Source organism: Desulfosoma caldarium (assembly GCF_003751385.1).
Classification (GTDB): domain Bacteria; phylum Desulfobacterota; class Syntrophobacteria; order Syntrophobacterales; family DSM-9756; genus Desulfosoma; species Desulfosoma caldarium.
This window is the reverse complement of sequence record NZ_RJVA01000011.1, coordinates 481,345-500,453: the sequence shown is the minus strand read 5'-3', so window position 1 is coordinate 500,453 and position 19,109 is coordinate 481,345. Positions and strand designations below refer to the sequence as shown.

Annotated in this window: 14 protein-coding genes; 10 read left to right on the top strand and 4 right to left on the bottom strand. The window is 58.5% G+C overall.

The window, feature by feature from the left end; all coding sequences use genetic code 11:
* Window positions 1-16 precede the first annotated feature (16 nt).
* Window positions 17-1,384, top strand: a complete 1,368-nt coding sequence (locus EDC27_RS08145) for a hypothetical protein (protein WP_211334820.1) — start codon at window positions 17-19, stop codon at window positions 1,382-1,384.
* On the opposite strand, the gene EDC27_RS08140 is transcribed toward EDC27_RS08145, so the two are convergent.
* Together EDC27_RS08140 and recD2 are read right to left on the bottom strand one after the other, a co-directional pair.
* Window positions 1,344-2,852: a hypothetical protein gene (locus tag EDC27_RS08140; RefSeq protein WP_123290085.1), complete on the bottom strand. Its 1,509-nt coding sequence runs from the start codon at window positions 2,850-2,852 to the stop codon at window positions 1,344-1,346. The genes EDC27_RS08145 and EDC27_RS08140 overlap by 41 nt on opposite strands.
* A gap of 252 nt (window positions 2,853-3,104) precedes the next feature.
* Window positions 3,105-5,312 carry an SF1B family DNA helicase RecD2 gene (gene recD2, locus EDC27_RS08135; protein ID WP_123290084.1) on the bottom strand — a complete coding sequence of 736 codons (2,208 nt, stop codon included), beginning with the start codon at window positions 5,310-5,312 and terminating at the stop codon, window positions 3,105-3,107.
* A gap of 106 nt (window positions 5,313-5,418) precedes the next feature.
* Here recD2 and EDC27_RS08130 point away from each other — a divergent pair, with 106 nt between their 5' ends.
* The 9 genes from EDC27_RS08130 (at window position 5,419) to trpA (ending at window position 14,317) form a co-directional block, all read left to right on the top strand.
* Complete coding sequence (locus tag EDC27_RS08130) at window positions 5,419-5,655, top strand: hypothetical protein (RefSeq protein WP_123290083.1); 237 nt, start codon at window positions 5,419-5,421, stop codon at window positions 5,653-5,655.
* Window positions 5,656-6,114: 459 nt separating this feature from the next.
* Window positions 6,115-7,173 carry a 3-deoxy-7-phosphoheptulonate synthase gene (gene aroF, locus EDC27_RS08125; RefSeq protein ID WP_123290160.1) on the top strand — a complete coding sequence of 353 codons (1,059 nt, stop codon included), beginning with the start codon at window positions 6,115-6,117 and terminating at the stop codon, window positions 7,171-7,173.
* A gap of 22 nt (window positions 7,174-7,195) precedes the next feature.
* Window positions 7,196-8,755 carry an anthranilate synthase component I family protein gene (locus EDC27_RS08120; protein ID WP_123290082.1) on the top strand — a complete coding sequence of 520 codons (1,560 nt, stop codon included), beginning with the start codon at window positions 7,196-7,198 and terminating at the stop codon, window positions 8,753-8,755.
* Window positions 8,756-8,773: 18 nt separating this feature from the next.
* Window positions 8,774-9,361, top strand: coding sequence for an anthranilate synthase component II (locus EDC27_RS08115; RefSeq protein WP_123290081.1), 588 nt, complete (start codon window positions 8,774-8,776; stop codon window positions 9,359-9,361).
* On the top strand, window positions 9,351-10,373 hold the full coding sequence (trpD, locus tag EDC27_RS08110) for an anthranilate phosphoribosyltransferase (RefSeq protein ID WP_123290080.1): 1,023 nt from the start codon (window positions 9,351-9,353) through the stop codon (window positions 10,371-10,373). Before EDC27_RS08115 ends, trpD begins: the two co-directional genes overlap by 11 nt.
* Window positions 10,374-10,748: 375 nt before the next feature.
* The gene (gene trpC, locus EDC27_RS08100; RefSeq protein WP_123290159.1) at window positions 10,749-11,636 is read left to right on the top strand and encodes an indole-3-glycerol phosphate synthase TrpC; all 888 of its coding nucleotides are present in this window, start codon (window positions 10,749-10,751) and stop codon (window positions 11,634-11,636) included.
* Window positions 11,626-12,276: a phosphoribosylanthranilate isomerase gene (locus EDC27_RS08095; RefSeq protein ID WP_170161695.1), complete on the top strand. Its 651-nt coding sequence runs from the start codon at window positions 11,626-11,628 to the stop codon at window positions 12,274-12,276. Before trpC ends, EDC27_RS08095 begins: the two co-directional genes overlap by 11 nt.
* A gap of 59 nt (window positions 12,277-12,335) precedes the next feature.
* Window positions 12,336-13,505, top strand: a complete 1,170-nt coding sequence (trpB, locus tag EDC27_RS08090) for a tryptophan synthase subunit beta (RefSeq protein WP_123290158.1) — start codon at window positions 12,336-12,338, stop codon at window positions 13,503-13,505.
* Window positions 13,506-13,519: 14 nt separating this feature from the next.
* Window positions 13,520-14,317: a tryptophan synthase subunit alpha gene (gene trpA / locus EDC27_RS08085; protein WP_123290157.1), complete on the top strand. Its 798-nt coding sequence runs from the start codon at window positions 13,520-13,522 to the stop codon at window positions 14,315-14,317.
* Window positions 14,318-14,500: 183 nt separating this feature from the next.
* Here trpA and glnA read toward each other — a convergent pair whose 3' ends face one another.
* Both glnA and glnD read right to left on the bottom strand, forming a co-directional pair.
* Window positions 14,501-15,913, bottom strand: coding sequence for a type I glutamate--ammonia ligase (gene glnA, locus EDC27_RS08080; protein WP_123290077.1), 1,413 nt, complete (start codon window positions 15,911-15,913; stop codon window positions 14,501-14,503).
* 481 nt (window positions 15,914-16,394) lie between these two features.
* Entirely contained in the window at window positions 16,395-19,001 is a 2,607-nt protein-coding gene (glnD, locus tag EDC27_RS08075; RefSeq protein WP_123290076.1) for a [protein-PII] uridylyltransferase, read from the bottom strand.
* Between the last annotated feature and the right edge of the window lie 108 nt (window positions 19,002-19,109).

Here is a 19,109-nt window from a genome sequence, read left to right as displayed (position 1 = left end):
GGCAAAGGAGTTCGCCATGTCCAACTTTGCGCAAAAGCACACCAAAATCACAACCTTTTACTTGCTCACGTCGGGCAACACTCGACTGAAGGAAGAACTCATTCACCATTCGCGATGGAAAAAAACCGTTCTGGTCATCCCTTTACTGGCAAGCGAATTCACGGACCCAGAAAATCGGCCGGTTTTTGAAAATATGCTCAATGAACTTCAGGGCGCGCCATACATCTCCCGCATTCTTTTTGGGCTCGATGCCGCCACGGAAAAGGAAGCGCGCGAACTGTCGGCCATGGTTCAGGACCGAAAGCTGCACAACAGCCTCATTGTGCACAATGACGGCCCCGGGTTTTCAGGCATCTACGACCAGTTGTCTCAGGCCGGCTTTGCTTTGAATGTGCGCGGCAAAGGCCGCAACATGTTCTTGTCCTTTGGCATCGCCCTGGCTTTGGGGGCCCAAACGGTGGCTCTGCTGGACGCGGATATCCGCACTTTCACCTGCGATCAACTGGATCGGCTTATTTATCCCGTGCAGGTTCTTAATTATCAGTTTTCCAAGGCTTTTTACGCTCGGCTGAAAAACGGCGTTCTTTACGGCCGCGTCAAACGCCTGCTTCTGGACCCTTTACTCATCGCCCTCAAGCGCAAGTTCACCGAAAGCCAGGAAGAAAAGGTGCTGCGCCTCGTGGATTTTCTTCTGACCTTCAATTACCAGCTTTCGGGCGAAGTGGTCTTTGACATCAATCTCTTGAAGCGCATGCACTTTGCCATGAACTGGGGTGTGGAAATTTTTACGCTCATTGAAGTTTACCGAAAGGCCAACAACATCGCGCAGGTGGAAATTTCCCACGAAGCCTTTGACCACAAGCACCAGCCCCTTTCGCCCGACGATAAGGACCAGGGCCTGCACAAGATGGCCATTGACATTGTCACCACCCTGCTCAGCGCCTTGGTGATTGAAGAGGGCCTGGAAATCTCCGATCATTTCATTCGGGATCTGACGCTCACATACCTCAACGTCGCCGACAACTTGATCAAGATGTATGCGGACAATGCCGCCTTTTGCAGCCTGGACTACGATCCGGACCGGGAAGAAGCCATGGTGCACGGCGTGTTCAAGAACGCCATCTTGTATGCTGGAGATCTGCTGCTGTCACCGTATCGAATAGCCGAGCGCTTCGCGTCCTTTGTGGGAAGTCAACCGGCGTTTCAGCCCTACGTGGCCTCTGGACTCCTTCAAACCATTCATGAATGCGCCCAAAACGCGCGCACACAGCTCTTTGAAACCCCGCAAACCGTGTCCTGGGACCGCGTCATTCGCAAGGTGCCGGGAATCATCTACGACATCATCAACGTGGTGGAACAGGAAAAGCAGAAGTACGCCGCCTGATTTCCTCCACGATGGCCCGTCTTCCTCGGTAAAAAGACAAGGCCATGGCGTCCACCACGGCGTCCACTTCTTCCCGGTAAAACCTCTCGGCCTTTTCGGGCGCGACACCTAGCCTCATTTGAAGGGCGCGCACCGCACCGTAGGTGCGTGCCCCGAGGTGCTCCAATTTTTCTCGGCAAAATTCCAAAAAGGCGGCCGTGTAGAGGTAGTTGAGGCAGCTCTTAACGGCGTCCACCTGGCGGGTGGCGAAAAGATGCCCAAGGCTTTCGTAGAGAAGCCGAATCCAGAAATCGCGCGTCACGTCCAGAAAAAGAACCGGGGCGGTGTCGTGAAAGGGTGCGGCGCGCAGCCTGTGGACTCGATCCTCCACCGCGCGAAAGGTTTCCGGGTTCAAGGTCTCTTTCATGGCCTTTTCGTGTCGCGCGAAACCCTCAAGCAGCGTTTCGCGCTTCCGGTCCACATCAAACACGTTGGTATACCCAGGGTCGATGAAGGCGATGCCCGTCTTTTCCGGCCCCCAGACGACGGGGCGTTTCAAAGGATCCTGGGAAACCAGGAGGCGGGAGATGCGGCCGTCGCGGTCCTCGTAGTGCAGGAGGCGATGGAGAGCGGATCCGATGACTTCTCCGGGCATGACGCTCAGTTTGGCTTCATCGGTAATGTCATGGAGCTTCGCGCCCAGATAGACTTCGTAGAGCACGGTCTGTGGATCGGCGATGTTGTCCAAGGTGGTGGCGATATCTGTGCCGTATCGGCGGCGGGCATCATCCCAGACGGCCTCCCGTTCATGCTGCACGGCCTTGGCGGACAGAACAATGTCCCCGGAAATGCCTCCCGGCACGTAGCAGCCCATAAGGGTCGTCAGGGGCCCCACGATAAAACGGGTTAGAGAAGCGTCCACAAAGTGGCGCGCGTAGCGTGCGGTGATAAAGAAGGGCCGATGCTGCCAGTTTTGCCGGTGCTCGGCAAAGACGGCGGCAAAGGTTCGAAACCATGGATGAAAGTCGTTTCTCAAATCGCCGTCCAAAAGGATAAGGGTCTGCATACTGGAGCAGTGGGCCGTTTCGTCAAAGAGAAGCTTGAGCGCGCTGCCTTTGCCCGGCGTGCGATCTCCCTTGTATCCGTCGTACGGTGTCGCGGCCACCAGAAGTCGAGCGCGCAAAGAGGGAACCAAATCCTGAAAGAATTGGGCGGCGGCGCCCAGAGCCGCATCCAGCGTGGACGTGTCCGGCCGATCCATAGTGCAGGTGCCGTCGGAAATGACAAAGGCGATGCGCTCTTCGCCAAAGGCGGCCAAAGCGGCTTCCATGCCACGACGCAATTGCGCGCCAATGTTTTCCGCATTGCGAAATGTGGGATGTCCCACCACATGCGCCGGGCCAAAACGCGCCAAAAGGGAACCCAAGGCCCCTTCCTGAACGGGAAAAGTGCCACGAAACACGTTTTCATAAATCTTCACAAAACCCATAGTCTCCCTCCCTTTTCTCCTTCTCCCTCTCAACCGCACAGGCCAAATGTACCGTTGTCCCGCCGATGTTCTCGCTAAGCACGCACAAATGGACCATTTTTGAAGATCATCCAGTTTTAAGCTGTTTTGGTAAGCTTTGGTCGTCACTTTCGGCCGTGAATCAAACAAACGTCCAGAGACCTTGTCTCGGCCGATCCCATTGGATGCTCAGGCGTCCATGACACCGTCTCTTGGGTTATTAGAAAGGTAATTTTACACCGAAACGGACGGTGGAGTGCGTGCGGCGAGACGATGGGCCAGCAGAGTGTAACGCTTTTGCAGGCGGTCGTTGCGCACGGCCATGGCCAAGGCCTTGCGGGATCCCAACAGAACCACGAGCTTTCTGCCACGGGTGACGGCGGTGTAAAGAAGGTTACGCTGGAGCATGACGTAGTGCTGGGTCACCAAGGGGATCACCACCGCCGGGTATTCACTGCCCTGTGACTTATGGACGCTCACCGCATAGGCGTGGGTGATCTCATCCAGTTCGGAGAAATCGTAGCTCACCAGCCGCCCGTCCATGCGCACGCGAATTTCCTGGTTTTCTTCATCCACGGCATCAATGCGGCCCATGTCGCCGTTAAAGACTTCCTTGTCGTAGTTGTTCCGAAGCTGCATGACCTTGTCGCCCACCCGGTAGATTCTTCCGGCGCGTTCCACGGCGCGCCCTCTGGGATTCAAGGCCTTTTGCAGGACTTCGTTCAAATGCTGCGCTCCCACAACCCCTCGGTGCATGGGGCTCAGGACCTGGATATCCTCCACGGGGTCCAGGTGAAATCGGCCTGGAATTCGCCGAGAGCACAGTTCCACAACAAGGCGCAGCACGTCTTCCGGATCGTCTTTTTCAATGAAATAGAAATCCGAAAGTCTTTCTCCCTGCGTGCTTCCGTAGATGGGAAACGATCCTTCTCGAATGCGATGGGCGTTCACCACGATGAGGCTTTTTTGCGCCTGCCGAAAGATTTCCGTGAGACGCACCACGGAAAAAGCCTCGGAGGCGATGATGTCCTTGAGCACGTTGCCGGCACCTACGGACGGCAACTGATCCACGTCCCCAACGAAGATGACCGTCGTTCTGGACGACACGGCCTTAAGCAGATGATGGGCCAGCAAAGCATCCAGCATGGAGGCTTCATCCACAATGAGGCAATCGGCCGTGAGCGGTTTTTGTTCGTTGCGCTGAAATCCTCCGGCCGCCGGGCTGAATTCCAAAAGCCGATGAACGGTGGCCGCTTCCTGCCCCGTGGTTTCGCTCAACCGCTTGGCCGCCCGTCCCGTGGGAGCGGCCAAGGCCACGCGAGCTCCCATGCGCTTGTAGGCGGCGCAAATGGCCCGAACCAACGTGGTCTTGCCCGTGCCCGGACCTCCGGTGATGACCATGACCTTCTCTGTCAAGGCCTTGCGAATGGCTTCCATCTGCAGCGGCGCCAGAGGAAAGGGCAGCTGGGAGGTTACGGCGGAGAGCACCTTGTCGAGGCTGGCCGAAGGAAATCGTTTGGGCCATGCGCCGATTGTGGTCAGCCGAGCGGCCGTTTGGGTTTCCGCCACATGGTAGCCTCGAAGATACACGACCTCCGTGTCCGCCACAGCCCGTGCCACCGCATCGGACAAAGGTTCCAGAATCACGCGGCCATCGGCCGCCAAAGCCTGCAGCCCTTGTTCCAGAACCTGAACGGAAGTTTCTAGAAGCTTCTCCGCATCCCTGAGAAGCTGCGCTCGAGGTAGACACACATGACCGTCGTCAGCCGCTTTAAACAGCACGTAATGCAGGCCCGCTTGGGCACGCCGCACCGAATCCCGGTCGAATCCCAGGCTGCGAGCGATCTTGTCAGCCGTAACAAACCCGATGCCGGAGACGTCCATGGCCAGCCGATACGGGTTTTCTTGAAGCACCGTCAAGGAATCCTTTCCGTACTGCTTGAAGATGCGCGTGGCATGGGAAGCGCTCACTCCATGGGTTTTCAAGAAGATCATGACTTCGCGAATCTCTTTTTGATCATCCCACGCTTTCACGATGCCGCTCAGGCGCTTCGGTCCGATGCCCTCAACCTCAAGAAGCCGCTCTGGCTTCTGGTCGATGACTTCCAGCGTCGCTGCGCCAAAAACCTTGACGATACGCTTGGCCATCTCGGGGCCGATACCCTTGATGAGCCCGGAACCTAAATATTTGCAAATGCCTTGCACGGTATCGGGCCTCAGGATTTCGTACTGGTCCACTCGAAACTGTGGCCCGTATTTGGGATGACGCCTCCAGAAACCGTGAAGACGGAGCACTTCGCCCGGAGTCACCGAAACAAAGGAGCCCACCACCGTCACCAGATCTCGGCGACCGCGCACCCTTAGGCGCAGCACACTGTAGCCGTCCTCTTCCCCGGCATACGTGACGCGTTCCACTTGACCTTCTAGAATCTCCGCCGCCATGGTGCCATCGATTTGTGCAGGGCTCCCGCAAGGTTTTTGACAACCCTTAATCGATTGTTACAATAGCATTGCAATCCATGAGATTCCATGCATAGGGAGGCTGACCATGGCTCTCTACATTAAAACGGACGATTATCGCAAGTACGGCATCAGCAAGTCTTCCACGCCAGAACAGGTGCGGGCCGTGGTCCAAAGGGAACTAAATATCCATCCGTTGTTCGTCAGGTTTGTCAATCGCCACGAGTTTATTCGCGTGGATTTTTTGAAACCCCGTGGACGACGTTCACGGGGCCGAGGCAAGGAGGCGTCCAAGCAAGGGGGACGACGGCAGCGCTTTAAATGAACCGATGGAGCCAGCGGAAGGCGCGGGGTGTCCGACCGCTTGAACCACCGGGGTTCTCGAAAGTTTGGCGAATCGCCCGGGCGCGGCCCTCACCAAGCTTTAAGCGTTGGAGAAAAAATTTTTCTTGACAAAGTGCACTCACGCGCTTTAGGCAAAGGGCGTTTCAAAGTGTAGTAAACTCTAAGACCAAAAGGCATACTCCGTGGGCTCTCAAATTTCCTCGCATAGCGTTGGTTTTTGGTGGTGCTGGTGGTGGTGCAGTGTGCACGGGTGCGCCGACGGAGGTGGGTCGCTCTAGACCACCGGCATCGAAGAAATCGTGAAGACCGTGGGCCACCCGGCCCACGGTCTTTTTGTTTGAAGCCCAAGGCCGTGGGATTGCATCCCTCGGCCTTTTATTTTTTTCGGCCGACTCACGGTCGAGCTCATGTTTCAACCCAGGCACAGGAGGTGTCCGTCATGCTTGTTGTCATGCACAAGAGAGCCACTGCAGAAGACATCGCTCAGGTGGTGCGCGCCATTGAAGCGCGAGGCTACAGTGCCCGCCCCATTCAGGGTGGAGAACGCATGGCCATCGGGGTTTTGCACAATCGAGGCCCGGTGGATCCCAACTGGATCCTGAGTCTAGCCGGGGTCAAGGAAGCCATCCCGGTGACGCGTCCTTACAAGCTGGTGAGCCGAGAATTTCATGCGCAGGACACCGTTGTTCCCGTGGGCGATGTGCGCATCGGCAACGGCTCGTTGGTGCTCATCGCCGGTCCGTGTGCCGTGGAAAGCGAAGAGCAGGCCCTGACCATCGCTCGGCAGGTCAAGCGGGCCGGAGCGCACCTGTTTCGGGGCGGCGCTTTTAAGCCGCGCACGTCCCCGTATGCGTTTCAAGGGCTTGGAGAAAAAGCCCTGAAAATCCTCGATCGAGTGCGCCAAGAAACAGGGCTTCCCATTGTCACGGAAGCCCTGGACCACACGGTGTACGATTTAGTGGAAGAGGTCGCCGATGTGGTTCAGATCGGGGCGCGCAACATGCAAAACTTCACCCTCCTTCGCCGCGCCGGCCAGTCCTCCAAGCCGGTGCTCCTCAAACGCGGCATGGCCGCCACTCTGGAAGAATGGCTCATGGCCGCCGAATACATTCTGGAAGGCGGCAACCCTCACGTCATTCTGTGCGAACGCGGCATTCGCACTTTCACCGCTCACAGCCGCAACACCCTGGACCTTTCCGCCGTGCCCGTGGTGCGCAAGGAAAGCCATCTCCCTATCCTTGTGGATCCCAGCCATGCCTGCGGCCGCCGCGACCAAGTCATTCCTCTGAGCCGCGCCGCCGTGGCCGTGGGGGCGAACGGCCTCATGGTCGAAGTCCATCACCGACCGGACGAGGCCCTGAGCGATGGGGCCCAGTCCTTGTATCCCGAGCAGTTTCAAAGGCTATGCGAAGAAATTGCCCCATTGGCGCAGCTTTTTGCCCGAGTCCCGGAACTGGAGCGCGCCGATTTGTCGCCGAGCCTTGCCGCCATAAGCTGACCTTTCACGGAGCCCTCTTGCAATGAAGCTGAGATTCTTTCCGACCCGCAATGAATTCAAGGATTTGTTTCGCCGAGGCAACCTGGTCCCCGTGTGTTGCGAAATTCTGGCCGACACGGAAACCCCCGTCTCCGCCCTGGCCAAGATTCGCCAGCCCGGCCGCCCCGTGTTTCTTCTGGAAAGTGTGGAAGGTGGGGAACGCTGGGGCCGGTACAGCTTTCTGGGAGCGTCTGCCTCCCGGCACGTGCGTCTGTTTCGCCATCATGTGGAAATCCTGGAAAACGGCATGCGCCGCGCTGTGCCCCATGGTGGAGACCCTCTGCAGGTTCTTCGAAGCCTCATGGCACCGTATCGGCCCGTGTCCGTTCCCGGGCTTCCTCGATTCTGGGGCGGCCTTGTGGGGTGGATTGCCTACGAAACCGTGTCCTTTTTTGAAAAAATTGCCAACGCGCTGCCACCGGAAGTCCCGCTCGGCCATTTCGTCATGACCGATGAGCTTCTCATCTTTGACAATGTCCGGCACACGCTCACGCTGCTGGTTCCCGTGGCCCGGCTCGAGGAAACCGAGGACCCTTCTCAAGGCTACGACGGCGCCGTGGCGCGCCTGGAATCTCTCGCGAAATCCTTGGAAAACCCTTTGGTCGTTCCTTCCATTCCTCTGGACCTTCGAGGTTCCGAGCCGCCCTCGCCTGCCGCGGAAAAAGGCTTCGGGCCCCCGCTTTTCGGTTCCGGCACGGAGGCCTTTCAATCGACGGTATCCCGCGAGAATTTTCTAGCCATGGTGCGCACCGTCAAGGACCTTATTCGCGCGGGGGACGTTATCCAAACGGTCCTTTCCCAACCCTTTGTGCTGCAGCCCGCTCCCGACCCCTGGTTTCTCTACCGAGCGCAGCGCTACATCAACCCATCGCCGTACATGTTCTTTATGGAATTGGACGACCGCATTCTTGTGGGGTCATCCCCGGAAACCATGGTGCGTCTGGAAAACGGTGTGGCCACCCTTCGGCCCATTGCCGGGACGCGCCCTCGAGGTGCCACGGAACAGGAAGATCGGCGCCTGGCCGACGAACTGCTCAAAGACCCCAAGGAACGGGCGGAACACCTCATGCTGGTGGACCTTGGCCGCAATGACCTGGGCCGGGTAGCGGAAACCGGCACCGTGCAGGTGACCGACCTCATGGTGGTGGAACGCTATTCCCACGTCATGCACTTGGTGTCCAACATCACCTGCGACCTTCGGCGCGACTGTGATGCCTGGGACCTTCTGCGGGCCACCTTTCCGGCAGGAACGCTCACCGGGGCTCCAAAGATTCGAGCCATGGAAATCATTGCCGACCTGGAACCCACGCCTCGAGGCCCATACGGTGGCGCCGTGGGATACATCGCGTACACGGGCAACATGGATCTGGCCATCACCATTCGCACGGCGTGCCTGAACGACGGCACCATGACCGTGCAGACCGGCGCGGGCATCGTGGCCGATTCCGATCCGCAACGGGAATATGAGGAAACGGTGAACAAGGCGAAAGCCATGTTCAAGGCCGTGGCCGTGCTTCGAAACGCCGAAACATTTAGGCACTGACACGAAGGAGTGCCCGCCATGATCGTCATGATCGACAACTACGATTCCTTTACCTACAACCTGGTCCAATACCTTCAGGTGCTTGGAGCCGAGGTGCGGGTAGTGCGAAACGACGCAGCTTCCGTGGACGAGATTCTGTCGTGGAACCCCCAAGGCATCGTCATTTCTCCGGGACCGGGACGCCCCGAAGATGCGGGCATTTCGGTGCCGCTCATTCGCGCCGCCGCGCAGGCCATTCCCATTCTGGGCGTGTGCCTGGGACATCAGGCCATCGCCGTGGCCTATGGAGGCCGCGTGGGCTCGGCCCAGCACCTCATGCACGGCAAGACGTCCATGGTGCAGCCTGACGGGCGGGGCATTTACCGAGGCATTGCCGGCCCGTTTCAGGCCATGCGCTACCATTCCCTGGCCGTGGATCGCGCGGCCCTTCCGGAATGTTTGGAAATCAGTGCGGAAGCTGATGACGGCGAAGTCATGGGCATTCGCCACAAAACCTATCCGTGTGAAGGTATTCAGTTTCATCCTGAATCCATCATGACGCCCGTGGGAAAGCGGCTTCTTCGCAACTTTTTGAACGGGTATGGAGGAAACAGCCGTGTTTGTTGAATTGATGCAACGCCTGACGCGACGCGTGGACCTGACGGAAGAGGAAATGAGCGTTCTCATGGACCAGCTTATGTCCGGATCGCTCACCGACGCCCAGATCGGCGCCTTTATGGCGGCTTTGGCCACCAAAGGGGAAACCTTTGCCGAACTGGCGGGGGCTGCTCGAACCATGCGCCGAAAAGCGCATCGGCTTCATGTGCCCGCTGCCACCGTAGTGGACACCTGTGGCACCGGCGGCGACGGAGCCCAGACCTTTAACATTTCCACCACAGCTGCCTTTGTGGTGGCGGGGTGCGGGGTCACGGTGGCCAAACACGGCAACCGTTCGGTTTCCAGCCGATGCGGCAGCGCCGACGTGCTTGAAGCACTGGGCGTGCGGCTGGATGTGGATCCGGAAGTGGTGGAAGAAATTGTCGGAGACATCGGTATCGGCTTTCTTTTTGCGCCGCTCTATCACGGGGCCATGAAGTATGCGGCCACCGCGCGCAAGGAAGTGGGGATTCGATCCATTTTCAATATGCTGGGGCCGCTGACCAACCCGGCCGGAGCCAACTGCCAGGTGCTGGGCGTTTTCGCCCCGGAACTGACGGAAATGTTCGCTCAAGCTCTAGAGCTTTTGGGCACCCGCCGAGCTTTTGTCGTTCATGGCCACGACGGCTTGGACGAAATCAGTGTCTGCGCTCCCACGCGCGTCACCGAACTGCGGGACGGTTTGCTGCGCACCTGCGACCTGGAGCCGGAACGCCTGCTGGGACGAAAAGCCGACCCGGAAGCACTCCGGGGCGGCTCTCCCGAAGAAAACGCTCGAATCCTGCGATCGGTGCTGGAAGGCACGCCCGGACCGTGTCGCGATGTGGTGGTGTTGAATGCGGCGGCGGCTCTGGTGGCGGCCGGTGTGGGGGAAGATTTTCGAGACGGCATGCACCTTGCCGAAAAGAGCATCGATTCCGGAACCGCCCGTGACAAGCTAGAAAGCCTTGTGCGCCTTACCCAACAAAAAGCGCCGTCATGAAATGCCGAAGCGTGAAAAAAACGGCCCTTTCTTGGGGCTTCTTCGAGAACGCCTCTGGCTTTTTCGGACTTTATTCCCGCGAACCTTGTTCCCGCCCGACCGGGAAGCGGGAATTCAAGGACTTTTGGAGTGCCACAGGTGCGGTGCAGAGAGTCATTCCCGCGAAAGCGGAAATCCAAAACATTGAGAATGTTATGGCCTCCCGCCTCCGTGGCAGTGACGGTGCGATAGCTTGTTGGGCATGGAACACCCCACATGCCCTGCGGAGCAGATAACGATGAGGGCACGCAGCCTCCGTCGCAATGCCGATGGAGTTTCCCGACCGGCGGTATGCACGGGGGGCCGTATGAAGAACAGTTCACGGAGTCTTTATGCATGAGCGATCGACTGGCTAAAATTTTGGAAGTTAAGCGCCGAGAGGTGGCCGCTCGCGCAGCCCAAAGGCCCCTCGAGGATCTTCGTCGCCTGGCAGAGGCCATGCCCAAACCCCGCCCGTTCGCTTCGGCCCTTTACGCAGGTCGACAGAACAATTCTGGGCCTCAAAGCGGAAGCGTGCACATCATTGCCGAAATTAAACGGGCTTCCCCGTCCAAAGGCATGCTTCGCCCTGATTTGAATCCCGCAGTGTACGCTCAAGCCTATGCCCGCGGAGGCGCCGCGGCCCTTTCGGTCTTGACCGACAGCCCTTTTTTCCGCGGATCGCTGGACGACCTCAAGGCCGCTCGCAGCGCCGTGAGCCTTCCCGTGCTTCGCAAGGACTTTACGGTGAGTGTCTACCAAATTTACGAAGCGCGAGTCAGCGAAGCCGATGCCGTGCTCTTGATCGTGCGGGCGGTGCCCGAAGGCTTTCTTCGAGACGCCTTAGCTCTGTGCGATGCCCTGGGCCTCAGCGCTCTTACGGAAGTTCACGACGAAGCGGAACTGGAGACCGCTCTTCGGTGCGGTGCCCGCCTTGTAGGGGTGAACAACAGAAACCTGAAAACCTTTGAGACCTCCCTCGACACATCCCTTCGCCTGCGCCCGATGATCCCCGTGGATTGCATCATGGTGGCCGAAAGCGGCATACGAGACCGGTCAGACATTGAACGACTTGTGGCGGCAGGGATTCGCAATTTTCTCGTGGGCGAATCCCTCGTGCGGGCCTCAAACCCAGAAACGGCTGTGCGGCGCTTGATCGAACCCATGGTGGCCGCCGGGGACGTTAGGGCGACAAATGTTTCGCCTCCAAGGGCAAAATCGGGAGCAAGCCACCATGGACATTAAGATCTGCGGCATCACATGCCTGGACGATGCCCGCGCAGCTAGCGCCTTGGACATTCAGGCGGTGGGCCTGGTTTTTTACCCCAAAAGCCCTCGTTTTGTGGACGACGCCACGGCTCGAAGTATCGCGCGGGCACTGTCGTCCCATATCGCCGCCGTCGGGGTTTTTGTCGATGTGCCGTGGGAAGCCGTGCTGGCCAGGGCGCGTTCGGTAGGCCTTCATGCCGTGCAACTGCACGGCCATGAATCCCCCGAAGATGTGGCGCGGCTTCAAGACGCCGGCCTTCGTGTCATCAAAGCCCTGTTTATCAATCGAGCGCCGCTCGTTGAGGCTCACGTCCGTTACGCCCCTTCGGCCTTCTTGGTGGAATGCGCCGGCGCGCAGCGCCCCGGAGGCAACGCGTTGGCGTGGGACTGGCGCCAAGCACGAGGCGCCGTGAAGGGTGCGCCCATGATCCTTGCCGGAGGACTGAGCCCGGAAAACGTGGAGGACGCCGTGCGCGCCGCCGAACCTTCCGGGGTGGATGTGAGTTCCGGAGTGGAAAGTCGCCCGGGCCGCAAGGATCCGGAAAAAATGAACCGATTCGTCAACGCCGTGCGCCGCTTGAGGCCACGGCTCCTGCAAGGAGGTATCTTCTCATGAATCCAATCTCAGCCGTGATTGGCGCCCAAGCCCCATCCACGCCCCAGGTCCAAGAACCTATGCCGGACGCTCGAGGCCATTTCGGCCCCTACGGCGGCCGCTACGTGGCGGAAACCCTCATGCCGGCGCTACTGGAACTGGAAGCGGCCTACAACGACGCGCGAAGGGACCCTCTTTTTCACGAATCCTTTCAAAGGCTGCTTCACGACTACGCAGGTCGTCCTACGCCCCTTTACAAAGCGCGGCGCCTTTCCGCCCATTGCGGCGGCGCGCTCATCTATCTCAAACGGGAAGACCTGGCCCACACCGGCGCCCACAAGATCAACAACACGCTGGGGCAAGTGTTGTTGGCGCAGCGCATGGGCAAGACCAAAGTCATCGCGGAAACGGGTGCGGGCCAGCACGGCGTAGCCACCGCTACGGCGGCTGCCCTTTTTGGTATGGAATGCCGCGTCTTCATGGGCACCGAAGACGTGAAACGCCAAGCCCCCAATGTGCGCCGCATGGAACTGTTGGGCGCTCAGGTCATTCCCGTGGCTTCAGGCACGGGGACCCTCAAGGATGCCATGAACGAAGCCATGCGCTACTGGGTGAGTGCCGTGCGCGACACCTTTTACGTCATTGGATCCGTGGCCGGACCGCATCCGTACCCGACCATGGTTCGGGATTTTCAACGCGTCATCGGCGATGAAGCCCGCCGCCAGATTTTGGATCGAGAAGGCCGCCTTCCCCAGGCGCTCATCGCCTGTGTGGGGGGCGGCAGCAATGCCATGGGCCTCTTTTATCCATTTCTTCAGGATCCCGTGGCCATGATCGGCGTGGAAGCCGCCGGCAAAGGCATCGAAACGGGAAAACATGCCGCCACTTTGGGTGCCGGATCCCTCGGCGTGCTGCACGGTTCCAAGTCCTACGTCCTTCAGGATGGTCACGGACAGATTCTTGAAGCCCATTCCATTTCGGCCGGATTGGATTACCCGGGCGTGGGTCCCGAACATGCGTGGCTCAAGGACAGCGGCCGGGCTCGCTATGTTTCCGTGACGGATGAAGAAGCCCTGGAAGCTTTTCGCACCTTGTCTGTTCTGGAAGGGATCATTCCGGCTCTGGAAAGTGCTCATGCTGTGGCGCACGCCATGAAGGAAGCGGCCCAGGGATCGCCCGATGACATCCTCATCGTTAATCTTTCGGGCCGAGGCGACAAGGACTTGGGCATCGTCTTCAAGGATCTCTAGGAAAGGTGCAAACCATGCGTCGATTGCAACAGGTGTTTCAGACACTCAAAGACAAAAACGAAGGGGCTCTCGTGGGTTTTGTCACGGCAGGAGATCCGAATCCGGAGACGTCGATCGGCCTGCTTCGAGCCATGACCGATGCGGGCGTGGATATACTTGAGCTGGGCGTTCCCTTTTCCGACCCTACGGCCGACGGCCCTGTCATTCAACGTTCCTCGGCCCGCGCACTCTCGCACGGCATGACCCTTGAGAAAACCCTGGACATGTGCCGAACGCTGCGCCAGTGGAGCGACATTCCGGTGGTCATCTTCAGTTACTACAATCCCATCTTGGCCATGGGAGGGGCACGATTCTACGAGCACAGCGTGCGCTGCGGGGCCGACGCCGTGCTCGTGGTGGATTTGCCTCCGGAAGAATCCAAGGAATTCCTGGACCAATGGTCCGGAAACCACTTGGATTTCATTCGGCTCGTGGCGCCCACCACACCCCAGGATCGCATGGCCGCCATTGCCAGCGATGCATCCGGATTCCTGTATCTCGTCTCCATGACGGGGGTCACGGGAAGCGCCGGCTTGAATCTCCAGGAAGTTTCGGCCACGGCCGCCCGCCTCAAACAGGTGAGCTCCCTTCCGGTCTGTGTTGGCTTTGGCATCTCTCAGCCGGAACATGTGCGCGCCGTGTGCCGAACGGCCGACGGCGCCGTGGTGGGCAGTGCCTTTGAGCGGCTCATCGAAGAAAACCTGACGGCGCCGGATCTTCCCGAGCGCTTGGGCCGCTACGTTCAAACCCTTAAAGCCGCCACCCGCATCTGAGATCTTGGACTTCACGGCACCGAGGCATCCGTCACCATCTGGAGTTGTATAGAACAAGCCCTAAACGGGTCGGGACGACCGAAAGGCCGTCCCTGAAGCGGGTGAAGATCCCCCGCTCCCCCTTGCAGGGGAGTGGGCAGCGGAAGAGGGAAATGGCGGTTAAAAAGGAAGGGGCCGGGCCGTTTAGATGTCGAAGTAGAGCATGAATTCGTACGGGTGCGGGCGCAACCGCACCGGGTCCACTTCGTTGGAACGCTTGTATTCCAGCCATTTGGCGATGACGTCTTCCGTGAACACATCGCCTTTGAGCAGAAAGTCGTGATCGTTTTCCAGAGCCTTTAAGGCTTCCTCCAAAGAGCCCGGCGTGGACGGCACGTTGGCCAGTTCTTCGGGGCTCAGGGCGTAGATGTCCTTGTCCAAAGGTTCGCCGGGATCGATGCGGTTTTCGATGCCGTCCAGGGCGGCCATGAGCAGGGCACTGAAGGCGAGGTAGCCGTTGCAGGACGGATCGGGAAAGCGAATTTCGATGCGTTTCGCCTTGGGTGACGGCGAGTACATGGGAATGCGAATGGAGGCACTGCGGTTTCGGCTGGAATAGGCCAGGTTCACCGGCGCTTCGTAGCCGGGCACCAGCCTCTTGTAAGAGTTGGTCGTAGGATTGGTGAAGGCGCACAGGGCCGCCGCATGGCGCAAAATGCCGCCCACGGCGTGCAGCGCCATTTCACTCAAGCCCGCGTAGCGATCTCCGGCAAACAAGGGTGTGCCGTCCTTCCAGAGACTCAAGTGCGTATGCATGCCCGAGCCGTTGTCCCCAAAAAGTGGCTTGGGCATGAAAGTCACGGTTTTCTTGTGCTTGCGGGCCACATTTTTGATGATGTACTTAAACCACATGAGCTGATCGCCCATCTTGACCAAGGGCGCAAAACGCATGTCGATTTCCGCTTGACCCGCCGTGGCCACTTCGTGATGGTGACATTCCACCTCAATCCCTACCTGCTGCATCATGAGCACCATTTCCGTGCGAATGTCCTGCAACGCGTCGGTGGGCGGCACGGGAAAATAGCCTTCTTTGTGGCGCGGCTTGTAGCCTAGGTTGGGATTCTCTTCTCGACCGCTATTCCAAATGCCTTCCTCGGAATCGATGAAGTAGTAGCCGTAGTGGGCCGCAGACGCGTAACGAATGTCATCAAAGATGAAAAATTCCGCCTCCGGACCGAAATAGGCCGTATCGCCGATGCCCGTGAACCGAAGGTACGATTCAGCCTTGTGAGCGATGTAGCGAGGGTCCCGGGTGTAGCGTTCCTTCGTCACCGGATCCACAATGTTGCAGATGAGAGTTAGCGTGGGCACCTGAAAGAAAGGGTCCATGACGGCCGTGTCCGGGTCGGGAATGACCAGCATATCACTGGCGTTGATAGGCTGCCACCCTCGAATGCTGGACGCGTCGAAACCGAAGCCGTCTTCAAAGGACGATGCATCAAGTTCATGGATGGGCATCGTGAAGTGCTGCCAAATACCAGGAAAATCCAGAAAGCGTAAATCCACCATCTGGGCATTGTGTTCCTTGGCAAATGCTAAAACTTCCTCGGGGGTCATGCACTGTCCTCCTTCTGCGTAAAAGGTGAGTCAAGTTTTCCGTCCCTCGTGGAGCGAGGCAATTTTCAGGCCATGTTTTGAAGCCGGCCCTTTTTTCGCCGTTCCTGCCCTTTTCGCCCTATAGCATGAGACAAGATTGTCATTTCGTAACCTCGCCCTCGCCTGCGAAGCACAATTTTGTCACGTGTCATCCCCACCCGGCTCGGCTTGGCCCAGCACCCAGCCCCCACAGCGCATTCTCCGGGCCTTCTCGCCCTCTCCGACGCGTGCCCCTTACCCCAAAACCTCCTTCTCATGACTTTCCCTCCCCACCCCACCATTCACGCCTTTCGCCTCACAATTCACAATTCACAATTCACAATTCACAATTCACAATTCACAATTCACGATTCACGCCTCACAATTCACGATTCACGATTTACGATTCACGATTTACGATTCACGATTCACGATTCACGATTTACGATTCACGATTCACGATTCACACCTCCCCCCTAGCCCGAGGAACATCCCAGGAGCGCAGGCAGGCCAGAAGACGTTCTTCGATGAGGCGGTGTTTTTCAGGATCCTGAATCTTGGCCCCCTCCAGATCGGTCACATAAAAGACGTCGACCACCTGGGCTCCAGGGGTGGAAATTTTGGCAAGCTGAATCGTGAGGCCAAGTTTGTACAGGGTCTGGGTGACGGCATGGAGCACGCCGGGGCGATCCCAGGTGTAGACTTCGATGACCGTGTAAAAGTCGGACGCGCTTTCATCCAGCACCACGCGGTCGGGTTTTCTCGGGCCCAAGACGCATTTTCGAGGCATGGGAGGTCGGTGTTTGGCCGTGAGAACCGTGAGGTTGTCCGGGTCCTGAACGCAACGGGAGAGGTCGTTTTGCACGCGGCGCCATGTTTCTTCCGGGTGTAGAGGGTCCGGCACATCTTCCACGATGAGAATGTCCAAGGCGATGCCTGAAGATCGCGTGTAGATGTCGGCCGAGAGAATGTTCAGGCCGTGCAGCCAGAGCACGCCCGTGATGGTGGCAAACAGCCCGGGCCGATCCCGGCAGGCCGTGGTCACCTGCCACAGTTCCCCTTCCAGGGGACGGGCTTCCAAAACGAGCCCCTTGTGGGGCACCTCCCTTTCCATGGCGAAATGGCGCACCATGTCGTAGGGCGTCTGGGAAAGAAGGTAGCGCAAAGAAAGGTTTTCCAGCCAGCGCCCTATGGCGGGTCTGAGGTCTGCATCGCAGAGGGCAAGCACCTCCGCCTGCAGGGCATCCACCATTTGGGTCACGTCTTCCGCCTGCCATTCGCCGCGCAGAAGGACGCGATCCACTTTGCCGTAAAGTTCGTCCATGAGCGAAGCGCGCCAGGTGTTCCAGGCGCCCGGACCGGTGGCCCGAGAATCCGCCACGGCTAAAAGGTAGAGAAGCTTTAGCTTTGTTCGGCTACCGATCTGCATGGCACAACGCACAATGGGTTTTTCGTCACTCAGGTCGCGCTTTAATGCCGTTTCGGGCAACAGCAGATGGTGCCGAATGAGGAATTCGAGCAAAGTCTTTTCTTCCTCCTGCAGACCCAAGCGCTCCGCAATGGCTCGGCTCATTTCGGCGCCACGCACCGAATGGTTTTTGCCCTGCCCTTTGCCCACGTCATGCAGCAAGGCGGCCAGGTACAGAACGCGCCGATGTGGAAGGTTTTGAAAAAGATGCCGGTAATCCACCTGCGGTTCCAGTGACGGCAGTCCCTGTTCCAGGCGGTGCATTTCCCGCACGGTGCGCAGCAAATGTTCGTCCACGGTGTAGAGGTGATAGAGGTCGTGCTGCACGCGGTAGCGCACCGACGCCAGTTCCGGAATAAAGGCCTGCAGAAATCCCGTTTCCATCATGACGCGCAGCACCGCAAAGGCCCGGCCGGCATGGAGCAAAATATCAAAGAATTTGGCCACCACGTCGGGATGAGACCGCACGGCGTCGGTGACAGCCGAAAGGTTTTCCCTAACAATACGCCCGGTCTGATGATGGAAGTGGGCGCCCCTTTTAGCGGCTTCCCAAAAGAGGGTCATGAGCCAATCAGGCCTTTCCGGAATGCGTTCTGGTTCCATGAAGGACAGGTGGTTGTCTTCCAGAAGAAACGGTCCGGGAAGCACGGTCCTTCGATGCCTGGAAAAACGGCGCCGCTTTCGAGTTTCGTGGCTGAGGCGGTCCAGAAGAAAGCCGGTGATGCGCCGAATGCGGGCCGTGTGTCGATAGTACAGGCGCATAAAGGCTTCCACGGCGCTGCCTTCCGTACCGTCCAAAAAGCCCAGGCGTTTAGCCAGGATTTCCTGGTCAACCATGAGAAGCCGGTCCTGACGCTTGCCATTCAGGTAATGCATTTGAAGGCGCACACGCCACAAAAAGTCTTCCGCCTGTTCCAGCCAGAGGGCTTCTTCCGAAGAAAGCCAGCCGGCATCTTTTAGGGCGGACACGGACGGAGTGCCCAGGAACATTACCCCCATCCACCGAATGGTGTGAATGTCCCGCAGGCTTCCCACACCTTCCTTGAGATGCGGTTCCAGAAGGTAACTGCTTTCGCCGTAGCGGCTGTAGCGGGCCTTTCGATATTCGCGAAGGTTTACCAGAAACCGGGCGCGCTTGGTTTGCGAAAAACCCGCGAGAAATTCTTTACGCCATCGGCGGTAAAACTCTGCATCCCCTCCGGCCAGGGCGGCTTCCATGAATGTGGTCTGAGCAGTGAAGTCCTGTCGCATGAGGTTTTTCAAGTCCTTGGGGGATGTGACCATGTGGCCCACTTCAAAGCCGGCATCCCAGAGGCTGGGAATCAGTTGCCGAATCCAGGCTTCCAAATGGGACGGCAGGCGGCGTCGATGAAGAAAGACCAGGTCCAGGTCAGAGGCAAAGCTGAGCTGACCTCGGCCAAAGCCTCCCACCGCGGCGGCGCACCAGCCATCGGCAGAAGCCGCCGCCAATGCGGTCATGTGCCGGCGAAGTTCTTCAAGAAACCGCGTGGCATAGGTGCGAGCCGCCATGACCCCCGGAACATCACGGGCACACGATTCTTGAAAATCCTTGCGAAGTTGCACCAGATTGTCGCAGTTCATGAAGTATCCATTTCACGACAGGCTCGTGCGCTGCCTTGACCGTTGAACGAAACGTGCCAAAAACTTCCTCGTAAGCGCCCCCTGTGGGGTTGGCGCGGTGCAAGCGCC